A 20,941-nucleotide genomic window follows, 5' to 3' on the forward strand; every position below is an offset into this window, starting at 1 on the left:
TCAGGCGAACACCGCCAGTACCGCTTCACGGACTTTCTCCAGCGCCGGGTCCGGTTGCCCGCCGGTGCGCCAGCCCAGTTCCACCGGATATTGCGGCAAGGCCAGCGGGCACGGCAGCACCACCAGGCCGGCGGTTTCGGCAATGGTCCGGGCGGCATGGCCGGGCAGGGTGGCCAGGCGCTCGCTGCCCTTGAGCAAGTAAGCCAGGGCAGCAAAATGGCTGGTCGACGCCGCCACCCGGCGACTCAAGCCCAGTTCGGCCAGTGCCTCGTCGACGATGCCGATAAACCCCCCTGACGACACCAGAATCTGCTCCCGCGCCACGAACTCATCCAGGCTTAATGCGCTTTGCCCGGGCGCCATGCTGTGCGGGTCGAGCAGGCACAGATAATCCCCTTCATCGAGCACCCGGCGGCTGAGCAGGCGGGCGGAAAACCCGCCTGAGGCCAGCGCCAGATCAAGGCTACGATCAAGTAAAGCGCGGGCGACGATCTGGCTGTGAGTCTGGCGAAAGATCAGCCGCAGGCCCGGCGCCAGCCGTTGCACCTGCTCGATCAAGGCCCGGCCGTAGGCAATCTCGAAATCATCGGAGAGGCCCAGGGTCACTGCCCGGCCTTCGAACTGTTCGGCTTGCGGATCGAGCAGGGCCAGGCTTTGCCGGCATTTGTTCAACGCTTCGCTGATCAGCGGCTTGAGCTGGTTGGCCCGCAGGGTTGGCGCCAGGCCACGCCCGGTGCGCATGAACAGTGGGTCGCCATAGACCTCGCGCAAACGCCGCAAGGCAGCGCTGACTGCCGATTGGGTCAGGCCCAGGCGTACGGCAGCGCGGCTGGCGCTGACTTCGTCGTGCAGGGCTTCGAAGACCTTGAGCAGGTTGAGGTCGATGTCGGTGATATTTGCAGGATTCATATCATTCAGAAACGAAGTGGGCTTTATTCATGATTGGTCCGGCGCCGACAATCTGCAATACCCATCGCCCACCCGGAGCACCCGCTAATGACCAAGTCCGTCGTCGCCGCCTTGCAGATCGGTTCATCGCCTGAAGGCAAAGCCCATACCCTGGAGCAGATCCTTGCGTACGAGCAGGCCATCAGTAACGCGGGCGCCAGCCTGGTGGTGATGCCCGAAGCGCTGCTGGGCGGTTATCCCAAGGGCGAGACCTTCGGTACGCGCCTGGGCTACCGCCTGCCCGAAGGCCGCGAGGCCTTCGCCCGCTACTTCGCCAATGCCATCGACGTACCCGGCAGCGAGACCGAGGCCCTCGCTGGGTTGTCGGCGCGTACCGGCGCCAGCCTGGTGCTCGGGGTGATCGAGCGTAGCGGCCATACCCTGTATTGCAGCGTGCTGTTCTTCGAGCCCGAGCAGGGCCTGGTGGCGGTGCACCGCAAGCTGATGCCCACCGGTACCGAGCGGTTGATCTGGGGCCGTGGCGACGGCTCGACCTTGCCGGTGATCGAAGGCCGTGCCGGGCGTATCGGCGCTGCGGTGTGCTGGGAAAACTACATGCCGCTGCTGCGCACAGCGATGTACGCCAAGGGCGTGGAGCTCTGGTGTGCACCGACGGTGGACGAGCGTGAGCTGTGGCAGATGAGCATGCGCCATATCGCCGCCGAAGGCCGTTGCTTCGTGATCAGTGCCTGCCAGGTGCAGGACTCGCCCAACGCGCTGGGCATCGAGGTCGCCGACTGGCCGGGCGAGCGCCAGCTGATTGCCGGGGGCAGCGTGATCGTCGGGCCGCTGGGTGAAGTGCTGGCCGGGCCATTGGTCGGTGAGCGCGGTCTGCTGTGTGCCCAGATCGACACCGCAGAGCTGGTGCGCGCCCGCTATGACTTCGACGTGGTCGGCCATTATGCGCGGCCGGACATCTTCGAGCTGAGCGTGGATGAGCGCAGCAAGCCCGGCGTGCGCTTCATCAACCAGGGCTGAGTCTTACCAGGGCGCGCTGGCCGGTTGTGGCAGGTTGAGCCGGCCGCTGTCGCTGAAGCGCCGGGTGCCGAAGGCGCCGCCGGCCAGCTTGCCGCGCACCGTGTAGGGCAGGCCGTCGAGGCTGCGCACCTGGCTCAGGCCCACGGCCTGGCGCAGCACCGAGAACGCGGTGATGCTCACCGGCACCACCAGCACGCCTTCGCTGAAGCGGCCGATACTGCCGCTTTGATCACTCACGCCAGCTGCCAGCGGCTGGCCGTTGACCTCAAGGTTGAGGGCGATGCCGTTGTAGTCGATCGCGGTTTCATTGGGGTTCTGCACGCGGATCTTCACCGCCATGCGCAGCTCCAGGTCCTGGCCGGGCAGGGGATCGATACCGATCACGCTGATGTTCACCGGGTCGCGGGACTGGAACAGGGCGCAGGCGTTCAGGCCGCCGATCAACAGCAGGGCCAGGCAAAGGCGTAGGAATCGGGTCACAGGCACAGCTCCAGCGCAGGAGAACAACTCCGAGTGTGGCAAATGCACAGCGGCGTTGAAAGTGCTGTGCGTTATGAAAGATACTTGTTCTCATTAACGCCCGCTAATTCCTCCCACTGGCCCATCGAATCCTTCATGTTGACGTCTCCCGTGTCCGGACTGCTTTCAAGCTTCCAGGAACATTACGATGACCTGCTGCAGTTCCTGACCCGGCGCATGAGCGACCGGCAGCGGGCCGCCGACGTCGCCCAGGAAACCTACCTGAAGCTGGTGAAGATCGAGCAGCAGGAGCTGCCGGTGCTGCATGCGCGCAGCTTCATCTTTCGCGTGGCCGGCAACCTGGCGATCGATACCCTGCGCCGCGAGCAACGCATGAGTGCCAACCTCGACGACAGCGAAGCGGCGCGCCAGGTGCCGTGCCCGGCGCCAGCGCCGGAAGCGGCGTTGCTGGCCAGTGAACGCCTGGAGCTGCTCGATGAAGCCTTGCTGCAATTGTCGGCCAATGCCCGTCAGGCGTTGCTGCTCAACCGCGTCGAAGGCCTGACCCAGGCGCAGATTGCACAACGGCTGGGCGTTTCCGAGAGCATGGTGGCAAAATACATCGGCCAGGCCTTGCGCCATTGTCGCGACTGGCTCAAACACAACCATGACTGATGCCCTTGCCATGCCCGCGCCGCAGCCGATCAGCGATTTGTCCGATGATGCCCTCGACTGGCAGGTACTGCTGCATTCGGGCAACGCCAGCGCCAGCGACCAACAACGCTACCAGCGCTGGTGCGCGCTGAGCCCGGCTCACGCCGAGGCCGCGAGCGAAGCCGAGGCGTTGTGGGCGGACCTCGGGCAGACCCGCGCGGCGGCTGAAGTCGTAGCGACGGCGCCACGTCGGCGGCGCTGGGGCTCGAAAATTGCCGCTTCGCTGGTGCTGGCGCTGGTCGGATATGGCAGTGTGCAGCAGGCACCAGCCTTGCTTGCCGACTACCACACCGGGGTTGGCCAGCAGCAACGCATCACCCTGGCCGATGGCTCGCAGGTCACCCTCAACAGTGGCAGCGCCTTGTCGGTGGATTTCAGCCGTGGCGAGCGCCGCGTTGTCCTCAAGGCCGGCGAGGCCTTGTTCGAGCCGGCCGCCGACCCGCGGCCGTTCGTGGTCGATGCCGGGGCTGAGCCCGTGCAGGGCAGCGCCGCGGTATTCAGTGTGCGCCGTGACGGTGCACGCAATCGCGTGGTGGTTGCCCAGGGCCAGGCGCGGGTCGGCGGGCAGTTGCTGGAAACATCGCCCGATGCCCGGGCGCAAACCGCCTGGCAGCGCGGCAAGCTGATCTTCAACGGCAAGCCGCTGCGTGAAGTACTGGCCGAGCTTGAGCGCTATCAGCACGGGCGTATCGTGCTGTCTGACCAGCAACTGGCGGCGCTGCAGGTCAGCGGGGTGTTTGACCTGAACGACCCTGAGGGGCTGTTGCGCACCCTTGAGCAGCGCTATGCATTGAAGGTTACCTACCTGCCCTGGCTGGCGGTGGTGTACTGACGGGTCTCATCGCTGGCAAGCCAGCTCCCACAGGTATTGCATGCACCGTACCTGTGGGAGCTGGCTTGCCAGCGATAGGGTCGTAACTGCGCAAAAAATATTTTCAAATTCCCACTGCAAGTTCTTCCCCGCCCAATCGTCGTAGTGAGACTGATCAGCAATCCATTCTCATTTACAACCATTTGCCTGGAAGACAACAGTGAAGGGTCCGCTCAAGCCAATCGCCCGTTCCACCGGTTATTTCAAACACGCCCTGCTGGCCTCCACTGCCGTTGCCGCATTGCTCGGCACGCTACAAGTGCACGCTGCCGATGCGGTAAATGCCGCCAGCACCCAGCAGGAACGTGAAGTATCCCTGGACCTGCCAGCGCAGAGCCTCGACCAGGCCCTGACCGCCTTCGCCGACCAGGCGGGCCTGCACCTGCTGTTTACCAGCCAGGACGTGGCCGGCCGGCAAAGCCCGGCGCTCAATGGCCGCTACAGCATCGCCCAGGCCCTGCAAAGCCTGCTGGCCGGCAGCGGCATGAGCTGGCAGTTCAGCGAGCAGAACACGGTGATCCTGCGCAAGAGCGCGGCGGCGCAAAGTGTCAGCCTCAAGCCCATCGAAGTCAGCGTGGCCTCGCGTACCAGCACCTCGATCAGCGAAATCCCCGGCACCGTCTGGGTGGTCGACCAACAGCAATTGCGCGAGCAGATCGACAGCGGCGTCAGCCTCAAGGAGGCCATCGGCAAACTGGTACCGGGCCTGGACCTGGCGCCGGAAGGGCGCACCAACTACGGCCAGAACATGCGCGGGCGCAACGTGCTGGTGATGATCGACGGCGTCAGCCAGAACAGCTCACGCGGGCTGTCGCGCCAGTTCGACAGCATTTCGCCGTTCAACGTCGAGCGAGTCGAAGTGCTCTCCGGCGCCAGCGCCATCTATGGCGGCGGTGCCACCGGCGGGATCATCAACATCGTCACCAAGAAGGGCGAGGCGGGGCCGGCGCGCTTTGAAACCCAGCTGGGCGCCAGCAGCGGCTTCAACAACAGCGACGACCTGTCGACCCGCATCGCCCAGTCGATCAGCGGCGGCAACGAGCGCGTCAACGCGCGCCTGGGCGTGTCCGCCGAGCAGAACGAAGCCTTCTACGACGGTGCCGGCGACCAGATATTCATCGACAACACCCAGACCGACCTGCAGTACAACCGCACCATCGACGTGCTCGGCAGCCTGGGCCTGAAATTCAACGACGAGCAGAGCCTCGACCTGCTGGCCCAATACTACGACTCGGGCAACCACGGCAGCACCGGTATCTACTTTCCCAACCTCAACTACAACGGCCCTTCGGACCTGGAAGATGCCGAGCTGCGTGGTGGCTATTCCACCGACCTAGAGCCGCGCACCAAGCGCCTGCTGCTCAATGCCAACTACCACCACAGCGATGTGCTCGGCCAGGACTTCTACCTGCAGGCCTCGTACCGCAAGGAAGACGACAACTTCTATCCGTTCCCGTACTACAACACCGGCAAACCGGCGGGCTCCAAGGGCGTGTACTTTGCCGCTTCGCAGCAGAACTTCGAGGTCAGCAGCCTCAAGGCGCTGTTCGCCAAGCAGTGGGACAGCCTCAAGCTGACCTACGGCGTGGACCTGGACCGCGAGCGCTTCAATGCCGACCAGACCACCTTCGATGCCCTGACGTCGTCCGAAAGCGGTGGCCTGGACCTGGATGAAGCCAGCAAGGCGGCGCGCTACCCCAGCTACCGGGTCGATGGCATTTCGGCCTACGCCCAGCTGGACTGGAAGGCGACCGAGAACCTGACGGTTTCCGGCGGCGCCCGGCGCCAGCAGATGGACGTCGATGTCGGCGATTTCAAGAGCGTGCCCGGCGGCAACAACGACTACCAGGTCAACCTGTTCAACCTTGGCGCCATCTACGACTTCAAGAACGGCCACCAGGTCTGGAGCAACTACGGCGAAGGTTTCGACCTGCCGGACCCGGCCAAGTACTACGGCAAGCCGGGCCTGAGTGTCGAAGACAACCCGCTGGCCGGGATCAAGAGCCGCCAGGTGGAACTGGGCTGGCGCTATGCCGACCTGGACTGGGACGCCCAGGCGGCGGTGTACTACATCTGGTCGGACAAGATCATCACCACCGACATGGCCACCCTGACCATCAACGTCGAAGAACAGAAGAGCCGCGACTTCGGCTTTGAAGGCGCGCTGACCCGCCACTTCGAAAGCGGCTGGGAGGCCGGCAGCACCCTGCACCTGGTGCGCTCGGAAGAGGAAGACAAGGACGGCGACTGGATCAAGCGCGATGCCCGTTATGCGTCGCTGTCCAAGTCCACTGCCTTCGTCGGCTGGAAGGGCGATGGCCGTAGTGCACGCCTGCAGGCCAACCACGCCTTCACCCTCAAGGACGATGCCGATCACACGATCAGCGGCTACACCACCTTCGACTTGCTGGGCAGCCAGGACACCGGCTTCGGGACCTTCAGTGCCGGCATCCAGAACCTGCTCGACAAACAGTACAGCACCGTCTGGGGCCAGCGCGCGACGCTGTTCTATTCACCGACCTACGGCCCGGCCTACCTCTACGACTACCAGGGCCGTGGCCGCACCTACACCCTGACCTGGTCGCTGGCCTACTGAGTCAGGCGAAGGCTGCCAGCAGGTCGGCCGCGAAGGCCTGCTGGGCGTCGCTGGGCACCTGGGCGCGATGGCGCACCAGCACGAACGGCACGGTGAAATCCAGCGCCGGGTCCAGGCCCTGCAACAGGCCGCGCTCAACCCAAGGCTCGGCGTAGTGGCAGGGCAGGTAGCCGATGTGCTGGCCGGAGAGGATGAAGGTCAGGGCACCGTCCACCTGCTCTGAACGGGCTGCGCCACTGGTGCCGTCAAAGGGCTCCTGGCGGCTCTGGAAACGGTAGGGGTGTTCGACCTGGTCGGCCTGCTGCAACGCCTCCAGGCTAACGTCCGGCTGGCCGGCCAGCGGATGATGGCTGGCGCAGTACAGGCGCTGGTTTTCTTCGAACAACGGCGTGTAATCGAACGCCGCCTGTTTGCCGGAAAAATAGCCGATGGCCAGGTCCAGGCGTTGCTGCAACAGTTGACGCTCAAGGTCTGCCGGCATGGCGCTGACCAGTTCCAGGCGCACCGACTCGTCACGCTGGCGAAAGCGCTCGATGGCCCGCGCCAGGCGCAAGGTCACGGTGCTTTCCTGGGCTTCGGAAATGCCGATGCGCACCTCGCCGAGCAAACGCCCGGCGACACCATTGGCCTGATGGCGAAACGCCTCGATCTGCACCAGCAGCTCGCGAGTGGCCTTGAGCAGCACTTCACCCTTGGCGGTAAGGCCAAAGCCGCCCTTGCCGCGGCTGCACAAGCGATAACCCAGACGGGTTTCCAGGCGCGCCATCTGCTGGCTGATGCTTGGCTGGCTCAGGCCCAGCACGCCCTGGGCGGCGCTGAAGCCACCAGCCTCGACTACAGTGACGAACAGCCGCAGCAGATGCAGGTCGAGGTCGTGCAGTTGTCCCAACATCAAACATTGCTCCCGATGAATGTCAGGTTAATTGACTTGCCATTTTAGTAATGTAACCCGGCAGGCATGCTGGCGGCATCCACTGACAAAGGTGCCCGACATGCGTACATCCCTGTGGTTGTTGTCCCTGGTCCTGGCCTTGCCGGTGCAGGCCGAGGAAAAAGTCCTCAATCTGTACAGTTGGGCCGACTATGTCGCCCCCGAAACCTTGCAGCGTTTCGAGCAGGAAACCGGTTACAAGGTGCGCTACGACACCTTCGACACCACCGAAGTCCTGGAAACCAAGTTGCTCACCGGTGGCAGTGGCTATGACGTCGTGGTGCCGTCCGCCAGCCTGCTGGCCCGCGCCCTGGCTGCCGGTGCCTTGCAACCGCTGCAGGCCCAGGCCATGCCCGGCTACGGCAATCTAGACAAAGACCTGCTGGCCAAGCTGGCCGAGGTCGACTCCGGCAATCAGTACGCCGTGCCCTACACCTGGGGTACCCTGGGCCTGGGCATGAACCTTGAGGCGGTGCGCCAGCGGCTGGGCGATGCACCGCTGGACAGCCTCGACCTGTTGTTCAAGCCCGAGTACGCCAGCAAGCTCAAGGATTGCGGGATTGCCATGTCCGACTCGCCCCAGGAGGTGATTGGCGTAGCCTTGAATTACCTGGGCAAGGATCCCTACAGCCGCGACAAAAACGACCTGGCGGCCGCCCAGGCGCTGCTCAAGCAACTGCAACCCTCCATCCGCTATGTCGCCAACGGCCGGCAGATCAACGACCTGGCCAACGGCAGTGTGTGCCTGGCCCTGACTTACAACGGTGACGCGGCCATGGCCGCCGACCAGGCGCAAAAGGCCGGCAAGCCGTACCGGGTGATCTATCGCATTCCCCGCGAAGGCACGCTGATCTGGCAGGACAACCTGGTCATGCCCAAGGACGCGCCGCACCCGGACGCCGCCCGCGCCTTCATTGCCTTCATGTTGCGCCCCGACTCGGTGGCGCCGTTGACCAACACGCTGTTCTTCGCCAATGCCAACCAGGCCGCCACGCCCCTGGTGGACGAGGCGGTACGCAGCGACCCGGACATCTACCCTTCGGCCGAAGTGCGCGCGCGGCTGTTTGCCGACCGCAGCATGAGCCTGGCCGACATGCGCCAGCGCACTCGCCTTTGGACCACCTTCCGTAGCCGCCAATAACAACAGACCAGGAGCCCGACCATGGACCTCGCCCCCGACAACGACCAGGCCATCACCCGCGACAGCCTCTACGGCACCATCGCCGAAAACACCTTTGCCGGCATCACCAGCTTCTCGCGCCGCCGCTACAGCCGCGACCTGCGCGGTGTCGATGTGGTGGTCAGCGGGGTGCCGTTCGACACCGCCACCAGCAACCGCCCCGGTGCGCGTTTCGGGCCGCGGGCGATTCGCGCGGCGTCGGTGCAGCAGGCCTGGGCCCGGCACTGGCCGTGGGAGTTCGACCCCTTCGAGCACCTGGCAGTGATCGACTACGGCGATTGCAACTTCGACTACGGCAGCCCGCATACCGTGCCCGAGCGCATCCAGGCCCATGCCGAGCAGATTCTCGAAGCCGGCTGCGCCATGCTCACCCTGGGCGGCGACCACTTCATCAGCTACCCGCTGCTCAAGGCCCACGCACGCAAACACGGACCGCTGGCGCTGATTCACTTCGACGCCCACAGCGACACCTGGCCGGACGAGGAGGGCCAGCGCGTCGATCACGGCACCATGTTCTGGCATGCTGCCCGTGAAGGCCTGGTGAACCCGGCGCGCTCGGTGCAGATCGGCCTGCGTACCACCAATGACGATACCCAGGGCTTTGCCGTGCTCGACGCCCGCCAGGTGCATCGCCGCGGTACCCAGGCGATCATCGAGGCGATTCGGCAACGGGTCGGCGACCAGCCGGTGTACCTGACCTTCGACATCGACTGCCTGGACCCTGCGTACGCCCCAGGCACCGGCACCCCGGTGTGTGGTGGGCTGACCACGGTGCAGGCGCTGGAAATCCTCGGCGGGCTGCGCGGTATCAACCTGGTGGGCATGGACCTGGTGGAAGTCGCGCCGGCCTACGACCATGCCGATATTACTGCCCTGGCCGGCGCGACCCTGGCCATGGAGATGCTCTGCCTGTATGCCGCCCGGCATAAGGTCGATAGCTGATCCGGTAACAAAATGAATCACCTCCGGGGGAATTCGAGGTTTCCCGGCGAACCTGTCGCGCCTTAGGCTATCCAACGCTTGGGCGCGCTGGTTTTCGGCGCCGCGTGGTGCCGGAGGTGAATACCGTGAACCGATCCCTGTCGGGCCTGGCAATGGCCCTGCTCTTGAGCTCGCCGCTGCAGGCTGCGCCCGTTGCCGCGCCGTTGCAGCTGGCGGCCAGCAACAACAACCCCTACAACAGCCCGATCATGCGCGCCAACCCCAACAGCCGACAGGGCAGCGTGCCGGCCACGCCGCCTGTGCGCGGCCCTTCGACCCAGCCCAATCCGCGCCCGCCGACCCTTGAAAACCGCGGTATCGGCAATGGCGAAAACATCCGCCGCGAACAGACCACCCCGCGCCTGGAACCCACCCGCCCGCCGCGCGCACCTGCGCCCGGGCCCTGAGTAACAGGCCCTCCCTGGAAGGAATCGCTGATGTCCCCACGCACCTGGCTACCCACCCTGATGACCGCGGCGTTGCTGCCGCTGCTGGCCCACGCCGCGCCCGAGCGCGATTTCAAGAGCGAGGAGGGCAGCGTCAAGGTCAGCACCCTCGCCGAGGGCTTGCGCAACCCCTGGGCCCTGGCATTCTTGCCGGACGGCCAGGGCATCCTGGTGACCGAGCGGGCTGGCAACCTGCGCATCGTCAGCCCCGAAGGCAAGGTCGGGGCACCACTGGGCGGCGTCCCTGAGGTGTGGGCGCAGGGCCAGGGCGGCCTGCTCGATGTGGTGCTGTCGCCGACTTTCAAGCAGGACCGCATGGTCTACTTGTCCTATGCCGAAGGCGGCGGGGAAGGCGGCACGGCCGGCACAGCGGTGGGCCGCGGGCGCTTGTCAGCAGACAGTGCCAAGCTTGAAGACTTCAACGTGATTTTCCGCCAGCAACCCAAGCTCTCCAGCGGCAACCATTTTGGCTCGCGCCTGGTGTTCGACCGCAACGGCTACCTGTTCATCGCCCTTGGCGAGAACAACCAGCGGCCGACTTCGCAGGACCTGGACAAGCTGCAGGGCAAGCTGGTGCGCATCCTCCCGGACGGCACGGTGCCCAAGGACAACCCTTTTGTCGGTCGCGATAACGTGCGCCCGGAAATCTGGTCGTTCGGCCACCGCAACCAGCAGGGCGCGGCGCTCAACCCCTGGACCGGCGAGTTGTGGACCAACGAGCACGGGCCCCGTGGCGGTGATGAGATCAACATCCCCAAGCCCGGCAAGAACTTTGGTTGGCCGATTGCCACCCATGGCATCAACTATTCGCTGATGCCGATTCCCGAAGCCAGGGGCGAGCATGTCGATGGCATGGTCGACCCGCACCATGTCTGGGAAAAATCCCCGGCCATCAGCGGCATGGCGTTTTACGACAACCCACGCTTCAAGCCGTGGGAGCACAGCCTGTTCATCGGCGCGCTGGCGGCGCAGGAGCTGATTCGCCTGGAACTCAACGGCGACAAAGTGGTGCATGAAGAGCGTTTGCTCGGCGAGCTCAAGGCGCGGATCCGCGATGTGCGGGTAGGGCCGGACGGGTATCTGTACCTGCTGACCGATGAGCGTGATGGGGCGCTGCTCAAAGTCGGGCTGGATCTTTAGAGTTGCACCGAGCCCTGTGGGAGCTGGCTTGCCTGCGATCGAGCGCGCAGCGGTCGTAATCCAGGCGCCTTCTGATGTGCAGGCTGTACTGGCCCCATCGCTGGCAAGCCAGCTCCCACAGAATGCGGGCTTGCCCCATACTGCGCTGCAGCCGCAGAATGCCTGCTTTTGCGACGGACGCCGCGCATGTCCTGCTTCTCCGAACAGTCCCCCCTGACCCTCTACCGGCAGGCCATTGCCAGCCAGGGGTTTGTCAGCGACCCGGCCCAGCTGCAGGCCGCCACGGCCCTGCAAACCTGCTTCGAGGCCCTGCAGCGCGGCGAAACCCCAACGGGTGTCTACCTCTGGGGCCCGGTCGGACGCGGCAAGACCTGGCTCATGGATCAGTTCCACGCCTGCCTGCAGGTACCGGCCCGGCGCCAGCACTTTCACCACTTCATGCGCTGGGTGCATCAACGTCTGTTCCAGCTCAACGGCACGGCCGAGCCCTTGCAGGCGCTGGCCTTGTCCCTGGCCGAAGAAATCCGCGTGCTGTGTTTTGACGAGCTGTTCGTCAACGACATCGGCGATGCGATCATTCTCGGTGGCCTGTTCCAGGTGCTGTTCGAGGCCGGGGTGGTGATCGTTGCCACTTCCAACCAGCCGCCCGAGCAGCTCTATAGCGACGGTTTCAACCGTGAGCGCTTCCTGCCGGCGATTGCCGCCATCGAGCAGCATATGCAGGTGGTCGCCGTAGCAGGGGAGCAGGACCATCGCCTGCATCCGGGCGCGGCGCAGCAACGCTACTGGGTACGCGACAACGGCCGGCCCAGTGCCCTTGAGCAGGTCTTCGCCCAGTTACGTGGTGATCAAGCGAGCGCTGGCCAGCCGCTGCAGATCGGCTCGCGCAGCTTGAACGTAGTGCAACGCTGCGACAGCGTGCTCTGGTGTCGCTACGCCGACCTCTGTGAGCAACCCTTTGCCGCCATGGATTTCATGGCCTTGTGCGACAGTTTCCAGGCCATCCTGCTGGGCGAGGTGCCGGCCCTCGGCGCCCGCCAGCGCCCGGCGAAGATTGCCCGCGGCACCGAGGATGGCGCCCAGCGGGTGGTGGCCGGGGACCGCGAACTGCCGCAGCTATCAGTACATGACGACAGCGTGCGGCGCTTCATCGCCCTGGTCGATGAATGCTACGACCGTCGAATCGCCTTGTACCTGGAAGCCGAGGTGGCGCTGGAAGCACTCTACACTCAAGGGTATCTGGAGTTCCCGTTCCGGCGTACGCTCAGCCGTTTGCGGGAGATGCAACTGCAACGCTTTTGCTGAGGAATCGATCATGGCCGAGCCTCTCTCGCACTACCTGCTGACCATGGCCTACCAGAATGGCTGGGCCAACCACAGGGTGTACAAGGCCTGCAGGCAACTGAGCCAGGACGAGTTCGTCGCCCCACGGGCGAGTTTCTTCCCGTCGATCAAGGCCACCCTCAACCACATCCTCACCGTCGACTGGTTCTACCTGCAGGCCCTCGAGTGCGAGCAGCGCGGCGAAGCGCCCGACCCGGACAGCCAGCGCTTCTTCGAGCCCGATGAGCCTTATGCCACCTGTCTGGAACTGCACGCCGAACAGGTCCAGGCCGACCACCGGCTGATCACCTACTGCAGCCAGCTGCGTGACGACCAGTTGCACCGTTACGTGAATATCGTGCGCCCCGACTGGGTGCAGCGCGAGCAACGCCTGCGCCTGCTGTCGCACCTGTTCGAGCACCAGATCCACCACCGCGGCCAGGTGCACGCGATGCTCAGTGACACCTCGGTGCGCCCGCCGCAGCTGGATGAGTTCTTCTGTGAGGATGAAGCGCACCTGCGCGCCCAGGACTTTGCCGAGCTGGGCTGGACCGAGGCGCAGATCTGGGGGCGCTAGTGCTGCATCCAGCCGAGCGTCAGCAGCGCCAGCACCAGGTAACGGCCGGCTTTGGCGACAGTGACCAGCACTAAAAAGCGCCAGAACGGCTCGCGCATGATCCCGGCAATCAGCGTCAGCGGGTCGCCGATCACCGGCATCCAGCTCAGCAGCAGCGACCACTGGCCATAGCGCTGATAACGTTGCTGGGCTTTTTCCAGCTGCTCGGGCTTGAACGGGAACCAGCGTTTGCCGCGAAGGTGCTCGATGCCGCGGCCCAGCAGCCAGTTGACGATCGAACCGAGCACGTTGCCGGCGGTGGCGATCAGCAACAGGCTGACCATGGCTTCAGGTTCGCGCAGCAGCAGGCCGACCAGCACGGCTTCCGATTGCAGCGGCAGCAAGGTGGCTGCGCCGAAGGCGCTGAGAAACAGCGCCCAATAGCTGAGCATCACGGTCAGATCAGTAGTTGGCGACCACTTCGTCCTTGCCCTCAAGGGTCAGGCCGATGACCTGGTAGGCGTCCTTGTGGTCGCCCATTTCCATGCCCGGCGAGCCCATGGGCATGCCCGGTACGGCGAGGCCCTTGAGATCGGGGCGCTTGCCCAGCAGCTTGATCTGCTCAGCCGGTACATGGCCTTCGACGAACTTGCCGTCGATCACCCCGGTGTGGCACGAGGCCAGACGCGGTGCGACACCCAGGCGCTGCTTGACCGCGCTCATGTTCGGCTCGACATGGTCATTGACCGTGTAGCCGTTGTCTTGCAGGTGCTTGATCCATTCCTTGCAGCAGCCGCAGTTGGGGTCGCGGTACACGTCGATGGTCTGCCCGGCCTGAGCCAGGGTACTCAGGGCCAGCAGGCCGAAGGCGACGATTTTCTTGCTCAGCATGGTACTTCTCCACTTCTAGAAACGCAGGCGCACACCGGCGACCAGGCGGGTCTGGCCGATATCGCCGTGCTCATCACGGATCTGTTCGGCGTTGTTGCCATAGGCCCGGTTGAAGCTGATGCCCAGGTAAGGGGCAAAGCCGCGGGTGATTTCGTAGCGCAGGCGCAGGCCGATCTCGCTGTCGGCAAGGCCGCTGCCCTGGTCCCGTGTCGCGTCGTTACGGCCGTAGAAATTGGCCTCGAGCGACGGTTCGAGGATCCAGCGATTGGTCAGCAGGATAGCGTAACTGCTCTCCAGGCGCAGCGCGGTTTGCTGGCGCTCGCCGACATAGGCGGTGGCTTCCAGCTCCAGGCCATACAGCGGCGTGCCCTGGATACCGAAGGCGGCCCAGGTTTGCCCACTGGCCGGCTTGAAGTCCTGGCGCAGACCGCCGACCAGTTCCCACCAGGGGCTGATGGCGTGCCCCCAGAGGGCCTGCAGCTCGGCCTTGTGAGTCACACCTTGTTCGCGCTCACCCTCGGTGCGCAGCCACAGGCGATCGACATCGCCGCCGATCCAGGCATTGGCGTTCCAGTTCAGGGCGCTGCTGCTCTCGAAGTTCTGGTATTCCAGTTGCTCGACGATCACCGCCCAGTTCATCTGCCGGTCATGGACCTGATGACCGGGCAGGGGCGGGAAGGCCGCCTGGCGCTCGGCGTCGGTGATCGGACGCAGTGGCGTGCGTGGAGTGCCCGGCGCCATGCTGTGGTTCATGCCTTGATGGTTCATACCTTGATGGTTCATGGCACCGTGGCCCATGGCGGCATGATCCATGACTTCGGCGCGAGCCTCTTCACTGGCCAGCAAGGCCAGCAGGGCGAGGCTGCCGAGCAGTGGGCGATTGAGAAGCTCATTCATCGACGCGTACCTCGCGGAACATGCCCATCTCCATGTGATAGAGCAGATGGCAGTGATAGGCCCAGCGCCCCAGGGCGTCCGCGCTGACCCGGTAGCTGCGCCGGCTGCCCGGCGGGATGTCGAGGGTGTGCTTGCGCACCTGGAAGCGCCCGTGTTCGTCCTCCAGGTCGCTCCACAGTCCATGCAGGTGGATCGGGTGGGCCATCATCGTGTCGTTGACCAGGGTGATGCGCAGGCGCTCGCCGTAGGTCAGGCGCAGCGGCTCGGCGTCGGAGAACTTGATGCCATTGAACGACCAGGCGAAGCGCTCCATGTGCCCGGTCAGGTGCAGTTCGATCTCCCGTGACGGCTCGCGGCCATCGGGGTCGGCGAAAGTGCTTTTGAGGTCGGCATAGGTCAGCACCCGGCGGCCGTTGTTGCGCAGGCCGATGCCCGGGTCGGCGAGGTTGGGCTTGGGGTTCATGGTCTGCATGTCGACCAGTGGGTTGCCGGTTTCGCTGGCCGGGTGCTGCTGCATGCCGGCCATCATCGAATGGTCCATGCCGGCCATCTGGCTGTGGTCCATGCCGGCCATCTGGCTGTGGTCCATGCCGCCCATGTCAGCCATGCCAGCGTGACCCATGTCGGCCATGCTCAGGATCGGCCGCGGGTCCGGTGCCGGCACCTCGGCGCTGAGGCCATTGCTGCGCGCCAGGGTGCCACGGGCGTAGCCGCTGCGGTCCATGCTCTGGGCATACAGGGTGTAGGCGGGCAGGTCACCGACCCGCACCAGTACGTCATAGGTTTCGGCCACGGCGATGCGCAACTCGTCGACCTCGACCGGCTGCACCGGTTGGCCATCGGCGGAAATGACCGTGAGCTTCAGGCCCGGAATGCGAAAATCGAAGTAGCTCATCGCCGAGCCGTTGATCAGGCGCAGGCGCACGGTGTCGCCGGGCTGGAACAGGCAGGTGAAGTTGCCGTCCGGTGGCTGGCCGTTGAGCAGGTAGGTGTAGGTGGCGGCGCTGATGTCGGCAAGGTCGGTGGGGCTCATGCGCATGGCGGCCCAGGCCTTGCGCTCGGCGACGGTTTGCCGCCAGCCGTTGCTGGCGACATCGTCGATGAAGTCACCGACGGTGCGCTTGTGATAGTTGAAGGCGTCCGACTGCTTTTTCAGGGTCGCCATCAGCTCGGCGGGGGCCTGGTCGCTCCAGTCGCTGAGCAACAGCACGTAGTCGCGCTGATAGCGATGGGCTTCGGGCTCTTTGGGTTCGATGACGATCGCCCCGTAGACCCCGGCCTGCTCCTGCAAGCCGGAATGGCTGTGGTACCAGTAGGTGCCGCTCTGCGCCAGGGTAAACCGGTAGAGGTACTCGCCACCGGGTTCGATGCCGGCAAAGCTCAGGCCCGGCACCCCGTCCATGTTGGCCGGGAGGATGATCCCGTGCCAGTGCAGCGAGGTCGGCTCGCCCAGGCGGTTGCGCACGCGCAATGTCACGGTGTCGCCTTCACGCCAGCGCAGGGTCGGGCCGGGCAGGCTGTTGTTGATGGTCAGGGCCGTGCGCGAGCGGCCAGTGATGTTCACCGGCGTTTGACCGATAAACAGCTCGAAGTGCTGGCCGCTCAGTTCATTGCTGAACACCGCAGGTGCGGCAAACGCTGGCAGGCGCCAGAGGCCGAGACCGGCCAGGGCGCTGCCGGCGGCAAAGCCCTTGACGAAGGTGCGGCGGGTCGGGTGTCGAAGCATGGGTGCCATTCCAGGGGCTGGGATGGCACGACCTTAGCCAGCACTGACTGTCAGCAAACTGAGCAGTGGATTACAGATTTGTCAGCTGCCCAGGCATGCACGCGTTCACTTGTGGCCGCAGGTCGGTATACTCCGCGCCGCACGGAGCCCACCACTATGAAGGATCAGCGATTCATGCAGGCAATCAAGGCCTATTTCAAACGCCACGGCCACGACCCGTTCAGACTTGGCCAGGGGCGTATCAGCGGTTACATTTCGGCCGCCCTCGGGCTGCTCAGCCTGCTGGCGGTATTGTGCTTTCTGTTTCCGCAGTGGCTGACCTTTGCCGAGTTCCGCAAGGTCTACAGCGTGCACTTTGCCCGCACCGCGCTGCTGATCGGGCTGATCCTGGCCTTTGCCCTGGGCACCCTGAACATCCTCCTCAACAAGCGCAAGCGCCTGGGCTTTACCGGCATCAGCGCGGCAGGGCTGGCGATGTTTCTGGGGGGCACCAACATCCAGACCGAAACCATCGGCCAGACCCCGTACTCGCTGGGCCTGGACTGGTTCGTGCTGGCGCTGCTGGTGTCGGCGATCATCTTCATCCCGCTGGAAAAGCTCTACGCCAAGGACCCGCAGCAGAACATCCTGCGCCCGCACTGGCGCACCGACCTCAGCTACTTTTTCGTCAGCCATATGCTGGTGCAGTTCATCCTCATCTTCGTCACCGCCTCGTCCGGCTGGCTGGCCGGCTGGGTGGTCTCCGACACCTTGCAGGCCAAGGTGCAAAGCTTGCCGATCGTCGTGCAGTTTCTGCTCGCGGTGTTCGTTGCCGACCTCGGCCAGTACTGGCTGCACCGCCTGTATCACGTGGTGCCGTGGATGTGGCGTTTTCATGCGGTGCATCACTCGAGCACGCACATGGACTGGCTGGCCGGTTCGCGTATCCACTTCTGCGAGATTCTCCTGACCCGCACCGGGGTGCTGGCACCGCTGATCCTGCTGGGCTTCTCGCCCCAGGCAATGAACGCCTATGTGATCCTGGTGGGCGTGCAGGCGGTGCTGGCCCATGCCAACGTGCGTATCGACGGCGGCTGGCTCAACTACCTGCTGGTACTGCCGCGCTATCACCACTGGCATCACGCCCGGCACAAGGATTACATTTACAAGAACTACGCAATCCACACGCCGCTGGTGGACATGCTGTTCGGCACCTTCAAGCTGCCGCCCAAGGAATGGCCGGCGCGTTATGGCGTGTTCGGCAAGGACCTGCCTGAAGGTATCGTGCGCCAGCACCTGTATCCGCTGCGCAAAGCCGAACCCAAGGCGCCCGTACCGCCACCGGCTGCCTGAAGCGGCTTTGTGCCCGGCCCCTGACTGCGTTAGCCTTGAGGGGTCAACGCCATTGGGGGCAAGGAGTATCCATGGACAAGGTTATCGTGATCACCGGCGCCAGCCGCGGCATTGGCGCCGCCACCGCGCGCCTGGCCGCACGCGCCGGTTACCGCATCTGCATCAACTACCTGCGTGACGACGAGGCCGCCCAGCGGGTGCTGGCCGAGGTCCGTGAACTGGGCGCCGAGGCCATTGCGGTCAAGGCCGACGTCAGTGTCGAGGACGAGATCATCCAGCTGTTCCAGCGCGTCGATGCCGAGCTGGGGCCGGTCACCGCGCTGGTCAATAACGCCGGTACCATCGGCCAGCAGAGCCGGGTCGAGGAAGTGTCGGAGTTTCGCCTGCTCAAGCTGATGAAGACCAACGTGGTCGGGCCGATGTTGTGCGCCAAGCACGCGCTGCAGCGCATGTCGACCCGCCATGGCGGGCAGGGTGGGAGCATCGTCAACGTCTCGTCGGTGGCCGCGCGGTTGGGCTCGCCCAACGAATACGTCGACTACGCTGCCTCCAAGGGCGCGCTGGACACCTTCACCCTCGGCCTGGCCAAGGAAGTGGCCGGCGAAGGTGTGCGGGTCAATGCCGTGCGCCCGGGCTACATCTTCACCGACTTCCACGCGCTCAGCGGCGACCCGGACCGGGTCAGCAAGCTCGAACCGGGCATTCCCATGGGCCGTGGCGGTCGGGCCGAAGAAGTGGCCGAGGCGATCCTCTGGCTGCTGTCAGACCAAGCTTCTTATTCGACCGGCAGCTTCCTCGACCTCGGCGGCGGGCGCTGATCAGCCCATCATCTCCTCGATGCGCTGGGCCAGGGTATCGAGGCTGAACGGCTTGGTCAGCACCCGGGTAGTGGGCTCGAAAACCCCAGTGCCGAGCACCGCCTGCTCGGCATAGCCGGTGATGAACAGTACCTTCAGCCCAGGCCGCAGTTGGCGGGCCGCGGCTACCAGTTGTTGGCCGTTCATGCCGCCGGGCATGCCGACATCGCTGATCAACAGGTCGACGGTCGCGCCGTTTTGCAGTGCATGCAGGGCGCTATGGCCGTCGCCGAATTCGATCTTGGCGTAACCCAGGTCGCTGAGTACCTCGCCGACCAGCATGCGGATGGTTGCTTCATCATCGACCAGCATCACCGTCATGTCGCGCAGGTCACGCTGCTTGCGTGCAACCGGCAGCGACTCTTTGGCCGGCAGGCTGGCGCTGTCCAGGCGTGGCAGGTACAGGTGCACACTGGTGCCCTGGCCAGGTTCCGAATACACCCGCACCTGGCCACCGGACTGGCGGACGAAACCATAGACCATCGACAGCCCCAGGCCCGTACCCTGGCCCACCGGCTTGGTGGTGAAGAACGGATCGAAGGCGCGCGCCAGCACCTGCGGTGGCATGCCGCTGCCGTTATCGCTGACGCTCAGGGCCAGGTAGTCACCGGGGGCCAGGTCCAGGTGCGCGGCGACCTGGTCGTCAGCCTGCAGATGACGGGTTTCGATGGTGATCCGGCCGCCGGCCGGCATGGCGTCACGGGCGTTGATACAGAGGTTGAGCAGGGCGTTTTCCAGTTGCGATGAGTCGATGCTGGCCCGGCACGTAGTGCTGGCGGTAAACAAATCGATCTCGATATGCGGGCCAACGCTGCGGCGGATCAATTCGGTCATGCCGCTGACCAGGCGGTTGACATCGATGGTGCGTGGTTCAAGGGTCTGGCGCCGGGAAAAGGCCAGCAGCCGGTGGACCAGGGAGGCTGCGCGGTTGCACACGTCCTGGGCGGTACGCAGGTAGGGGTCGATATGCTGGTGGCGGCCGCGCCCGAGCAGGTTGCGCGACAGCTCCAGGGAACCGCTGATGCCGGTCAGCAGGTTGTTGAAGTCATGGGCGATGCCGCCGGTGAGCTGGCCGACCGCTTCCATTTTCTGCGCCTGGCGCAGGGCCTCTTCGGTGTTGCGCAGGCGCTTTTGCTCGCGGATCCGCTCGCTGATGTCGTAGGCGAACAGGTAGGCACCGATCAGTTGCCCGTGGGCATCATGCAGCGGGCTGAAACGCAGTTCGTAATGGCGACGCTGGTCACCCTCGCCAAACTCGGTTACGTCGACGAAGGCCTCACCTTTGAGCGCCCGTGTCCAGAGCAGCAGGCCGCGGGCGCAGTCTTCGGGATGCTTGGCCATCAGTTTCGGCAAGCTGTCGCCGACACTCGGTGTCAGGCCGAAAATCTGCCGGAACTCGTCGCGGGCAGCGCGGTTGATTGCCAGCCAGCGCATGTCCAGATCCACCACCTGGATCTGCGCCAGGGTGGCTTCGACCACATCGGTGAGGATCTTGCGTTCTGCCACTGCCTGGGCAACCCGTTGTTCCAGCTCCTGGTTGAGACGCCTGAGGGCGGATTCGGCGCGCTTGCGTGCAGTCACATCCTGGAACAGCACCGCCACCTGCTTGCGGCTGGCCGGCTCCAGGCGAAAGGCGCAGATGTCCAGGTGGCGGCCGGTGACCACCAGCTCCTGGTCAAAGCGGATCGGGTTGCCGCTGTGCAGCACCGGACCGTAGCGGGCAATCCAGCCTTCCGCCTCATCGGGGACCAGCTGCCGCAGGGTTTGGCCTACCACGTTGTCGATCCCGGCATGCTTGGCGTAGGCGGCGTTGGCTTCGATGTGGATATAGTCGCTGAGCGGGCCGTGGGGGCCGTCGAAGAATTCGATGATGCAAAAGCCTTCGTCCATGGCCTCGAACAGAAATCGGTAACGCTGCTGGGTGTCGGCCAGGGCCTGATTGTCTGGCTCATGGCCTGCGCCGTTGCGTTCGGCCAGCTGTTCTTTGAGCAGATTGTTTTGCTGCTGCAACTGCTCAAGCTGCTGGCGAAGGGACTGCAGTTCGCTCGACGACATGCGCGTGTTCCGACCTGGGGACTGTGGCAAATGTAGCGTCCCGCGCAGCACTCAACAACT

At 64.7% G+C, this 20,941-nt stretch carries 19 protein-coding genes and 1 pseudogene; 12 read left to right on the plus strand and 8 right to left on the minus strand.

All coding sequences use genetic code 11. The features are described from left to right. The gene (locus tag LOY45_RS09180; RefSeq protein ID WP_115087830.1) at positions 1-909 is read right to left on the minus strand and encodes a LysR family transcriptional regulator; all 909 of its coding nucleotides are present in this window, start codon (positions 907-909) and stop codon (positions 1-3) included. Positions 910-996: 87 nt separating this feature from the next. Between LOY45_RS09180 and LOY45_RS09185 the strand changes: the two genes are divergently transcribed. After that, the gene (locus LOY45_RS09185) at positions 997-1,926 is read left to right on the plus strand and encodes a carbon-nitrogen hydrolase family protein (RefSeq protein ID WP_115087829.1); all 930 of its coding nucleotides are present in this window, start codon (positions 997-999) and stop codon (positions 1,924-1,926) included. A gap of 3 nt (positions 1,927-1,929) precedes the next feature. Here the strand turns inward: LOY45_RS09185 and LOY45_RS09190 are convergent, their stop codons facing one another. Next, entirely contained in the window at positions 1,930-2,406 is a 477-nt protein-coding gene (locus LOY45_RS09190) for an LEA/WHy family protein (protein WP_115087828.1), read from the minus strand. 135 nt (positions 2,407-2,541) lie between these two features. Between LOY45_RS09190 and LOY45_RS09195 the strand changes: the two are divergent. From LOY45_RS09195 to LOY45_RS09205, 3 genes and pseudogenes are all read left to right on the plus strand, one after another. Next, positions 2,542-3,048 (plus strand): annotated as a pseudogene (locus tag LOY45_RS09195) (RNA polymerase sigma factor); the annotation flags it as partial. A gap of 4 nt (positions 3,049-3,052) precedes the next feature. Beyond that, positions 3,053-3,931, plus strand: coding sequence for a FecR family protein (locus LOY45_RS09200; RefSeq protein ID WP_233674777.1), 879 nt, complete (start codon positions 3,053-3,055; stop codon positions 3,929-3,931). A 199-nt stretch (positions 3,932-4,130) separates the two neighbouring features. Then, positions 4,131-6,566 (plus strand): TonB-dependent receptor, encoded by a 2,436-nt coding sequence (locus tag LOY45_RS09205; RefSeq protein WP_258578999.1) that lies wholly within the window; start codon positions 4,131-4,133, stop codon positions 6,564-6,566. A gap of 1 nt (position 6,567) precedes the next feature. On the opposite strand, the gene LOY45_RS09210 is transcribed toward LOY45_RS09205, so the two are convergent. Then, the gene (locus LOY45_RS09210) at positions 6,568-7,458 is read right to left on the minus strand and encodes a LysR family transcriptional regulator (RefSeq protein ID WP_258579000.1); all 891 of its coding nucleotides are present in this window, start codon (positions 7,456-7,458) and stop codon (positions 6,568-6,570) included. A gap of 100 nt (positions 7,459-7,558) precedes the next feature. Between LOY45_RS09210 and LOY45_RS09215 the strand changes: the two genes are divergently transcribed. The 6 genes from LOY45_RS09215 to LOY45_RS09240 all read left to right on the plus strand — a co-directional run bounded on the left by LOY45_RS09215 (position 7,559) and on the right by LOY45_RS09240 (position 13,144). Further along, positions 7,559-8,638, plus strand: a complete 1,080-nt coding sequence (locus LOY45_RS09215) for an extracellular solute-binding protein (RefSeq protein ID WP_258579001.1) — start codon at positions 7,559-7,561, stop codon at positions 8,636-8,638. Positions 8,639-8,659: 21 nt separating this feature from the next. Beyond that, a complete protein-coding gene (gene speB, locus LOY45_RS09220) occupies positions 8,660-9,619 on the plus strand; it encodes an agmatinase (RefSeq protein ID WP_115087823.1) in 960 nt (319 codons plus the stop codon). A 125-nt stretch (positions 9,620-9,744) separates the two neighbouring features. Next, positions 9,745-10,065, plus strand: a complete 321-nt coding sequence (locus tag LOY45_RS09225) for a hypothetical protein (protein ID WP_115087822.1) — start codon at positions 9,745-9,747, stop codon at positions 10,063-10,065. 30 nt (positions 10,066-10,095) lie between these two features. After that, positions 10,096-11,244: a PQQ-dependent sugar dehydrogenase gene (locus tag LOY45_RS09230; protein ID WP_258579002.1), complete on the plus strand. Its 1,149-nt coding sequence runs from the start codon at positions 10,096-10,098 to the stop codon at positions 11,242-11,244. A 186-nt stretch (positions 11,245-11,430) separates the two neighbouring features. Next, the gene (gene zapE / locus LOY45_RS09235; RefSeq protein WP_258579003.1) at positions 11,431-12,549 is read left to right on the plus strand and encodes a cell division protein ZapE; all 1,119 of its coding nucleotides are present in this window, start codon (positions 11,431-11,433) and stop codon (positions 12,547-12,549) included. A gap of 10 nt (positions 12,550-12,559) precedes the next feature. Continuing rightward, the gene (locus LOY45_RS09240) at positions 12,560-13,144 is read left to right on the plus strand and encodes a DinB family protein (protein WP_258579004.1); all 585 of its coding nucleotides are present in this window, start codon (positions 12,560-12,562) and stop codon (positions 13,142-13,144) included. On the opposite strand, the gene LOY45_RS09245 is transcribed toward LOY45_RS09240, so the two are convergent. From LOY45_RS09245 to LOY45_RS09260, 4 genes are read right to left on the minus strand one after another with little or no spacing between them, the layout of a single operon-like run. After that, a complete protein-coding gene (locus LOY45_RS09245; RefSeq protein ID WP_258579295.1) occupies positions 13,141-13,575 on the minus strand; it encodes a YqaA family protein in 435 nt (144 codons plus the stop codon). The two genes, LOY45_RS09240 and LOY45_RS09245, sit on opposite strands and share 4 nt — an antisense overlap. Positions 13,576-13,585: 10 nt before the next feature. Further along, positions 13,586-14,014: a DUF411 domain-containing protein gene (locus tag LOY45_RS09250; protein WP_115087817.1), complete on the minus strand. Its 429-nt coding sequence runs from the start codon at positions 14,012-14,014 to the stop codon at positions 13,586-13,588. Between the two features lie 15 nt (positions 14,015-14,029). Beyond that, a complete protein-coding gene (locus LOY45_RS09255) occupies positions 14,030-14,911 on the minus strand; it encodes a copper resistance protein B (protein WP_115087816.1) in 882 nt (293 codons plus the stop codon). Further along, on the minus strand, positions 14,904-16,637 hold the full coding sequence (locus LOY45_RS09260) for a copper resistance system multicopper oxidase (RefSeq protein WP_258579005.1): 1,734 nt from the start codon (positions 16,635-16,637) through the stop codon (positions 14,904-14,906). The genes LOY45_RS09255 and LOY45_RS09260 overlap by 8 nt, the downstream gene beginning before the upstream one ends. Before the next feature lie 156 nt (positions 16,638-16,793). On the opposite strand from LOY45_RS09260, the gene LOY45_RS09265 reads away from it, so the two are divergent. Both LOY45_RS09265 and LOY45_RS09270 read left to right on the plus strand, forming a co-directional pair. After that, positions 16,794-17,969 carry a sterol desaturase family protein gene (locus LOY45_RS09265; RefSeq protein ID WP_233674773.1) on the plus strand — a complete coding sequence of 392 codons (1,176 nt, stop codon included), beginning with the start codon at positions 16,794-16,796 and terminating at the stop codon, positions 17,967-17,969. A 71-nt stretch (positions 17,970-18,040) separates the two neighbouring features. Next, positions 18,041-18,787, plus strand: a complete 747-nt coding sequence (locus tag LOY45_RS09270; RefSeq protein ID WP_115087814.1) for an SDR family oxidoreductase — start codon at positions 18,041-18,043, stop codon at positions 18,785-18,787. Here LOY45_RS09270 and LOY45_RS09275 read toward each other — a convergent pair whose 3' ends face one another. Then, entirely contained in the window at positions 18,788-20,881 is a 2,094-nt protein-coding gene (locus tag LOY45_RS09275) for a hybrid sensor histidine kinase/response regulator (protein WP_233674772.1), read from the minus strand. Positions 20,882-20,941 lie beyond the last annotated feature (60 nt).

The organism is Pseudomonas wadenswilerensis (assembly GCF_024749185.1).
In the GTDB taxonomy this organism is placed as follows: domain Bacteria; phylum Pseudomonadota; class Gammaproteobacteria; order Pseudomonadales; family Pseudomonadaceae; genus Aquipseudomonas; species Aquipseudomonas wadenswilerensis.

Coding starts and splice junctions, on each gene's coding strand:
- LOY45_RS09185 (WP_115087829.1), top strand. CDS start 997: ATGACCAAGTCCGTCGTCGCCGCCTTGCAGATCGGTTCATCGCCTGAA.
- LOY45_RS09215 (WP_258579001.1), top strand. CDS start 7,559: ATGCGTACATCCCTGTGGTTGTTGTCCCTGGTCCTGGCCTTGCCGGTG.
- LOY45_RS09255 (WP_115087816.1), bottom strand. CDS start 14,911: ATGAATGAGCTTCTCAATCGCCCACTGCTCGGCAGCCTCGCCCTGCTG.
- LOY45_RS09250 (WP_115087817.1), bottom strand. CDS start 14,014: ATGCTGAGCAAGAAAATCGTCGCCTTCGGCCTGCTGGCCCTGAGTACC.
- LOY45_RS09210 (WP_258579000.1), bottom strand. CDS start 7,458: ATGTTGGGACAACTGCACGACCTCGACCTGCATCTGCTGCGGCTGTTC.
- speB (WP_115087823.1), top strand. CDS start 8,660: ATGGACCTCGCCCCCGACAACGACCAGGCCATCACCCGCGACAGCCTC.
- zapE (WP_258579003.1), top strand. CDS start 11,431: ATGTCCTGCTTCTCCGAACAGTCCCCCCTGACCCTCTACCGGCAGGCC.
- LOY45_RS09200 (WP_233674777.1), top strand. CDS start 3,053: ATGACTGATGCCCTTGCCATGCCCGCGCCGCAGCCGATCAGCGATTTG.
- LOY45_RS09180 (WP_115087830.1), bottom strand. CDS start 909: ATGAATCCTGCAAATATCACCGACATCGACCTCAACCTGCTCAAGGTC.
- LOY45_RS09265 (WP_233674773.1), top strand. CDS start 16,794: ATGAAGGATCAGCGATTCATGCAGGCAATCAAGGCCTATTTCAAACGC.
- LOY45_RS09270 (WP_115087814.1), top strand. CDS start 18,041: ATGGACAAGGTTATCGTGATCACCGGCGCCAGCCGCGGCATTGGCGCC.
- LOY45_RS09260 (WP_258579005.1), bottom strand. CDS start 16,637: ATGCTTCGACACCCGACCCGCCGCACCTTCGTCAAGGGCTTTGCCGCC.
- LOY45_RS09230 (WP_258579002.1), top strand. CDS start 10,096: ATGTCCCCACGCACCTGGCTACCCACCCTGATGACCGCGGCGTTGCTG.
- LOY45_RS09240 (WP_258579004.1), top strand. CDS start 12,560: ATGGCCGAGCCTCTCTCGCACTACCTGCTGACCATGGCCTACCAGAAT.
- LOY45_RS09275 (WP_233674772.1), bottom strand. CDS start 20,881: ATGTCGTCGAGCGAACTGCAGTCCCTTCGCCAGCAGCTTGAGCAGTTG.
- LOY45_RS09245 (WP_258579295.1), bottom strand. CDS start 13,575: ATGCTCAGCTATTGGGCGCTGTTTCTCAGCGCCTTCGGCGCAGCCACC.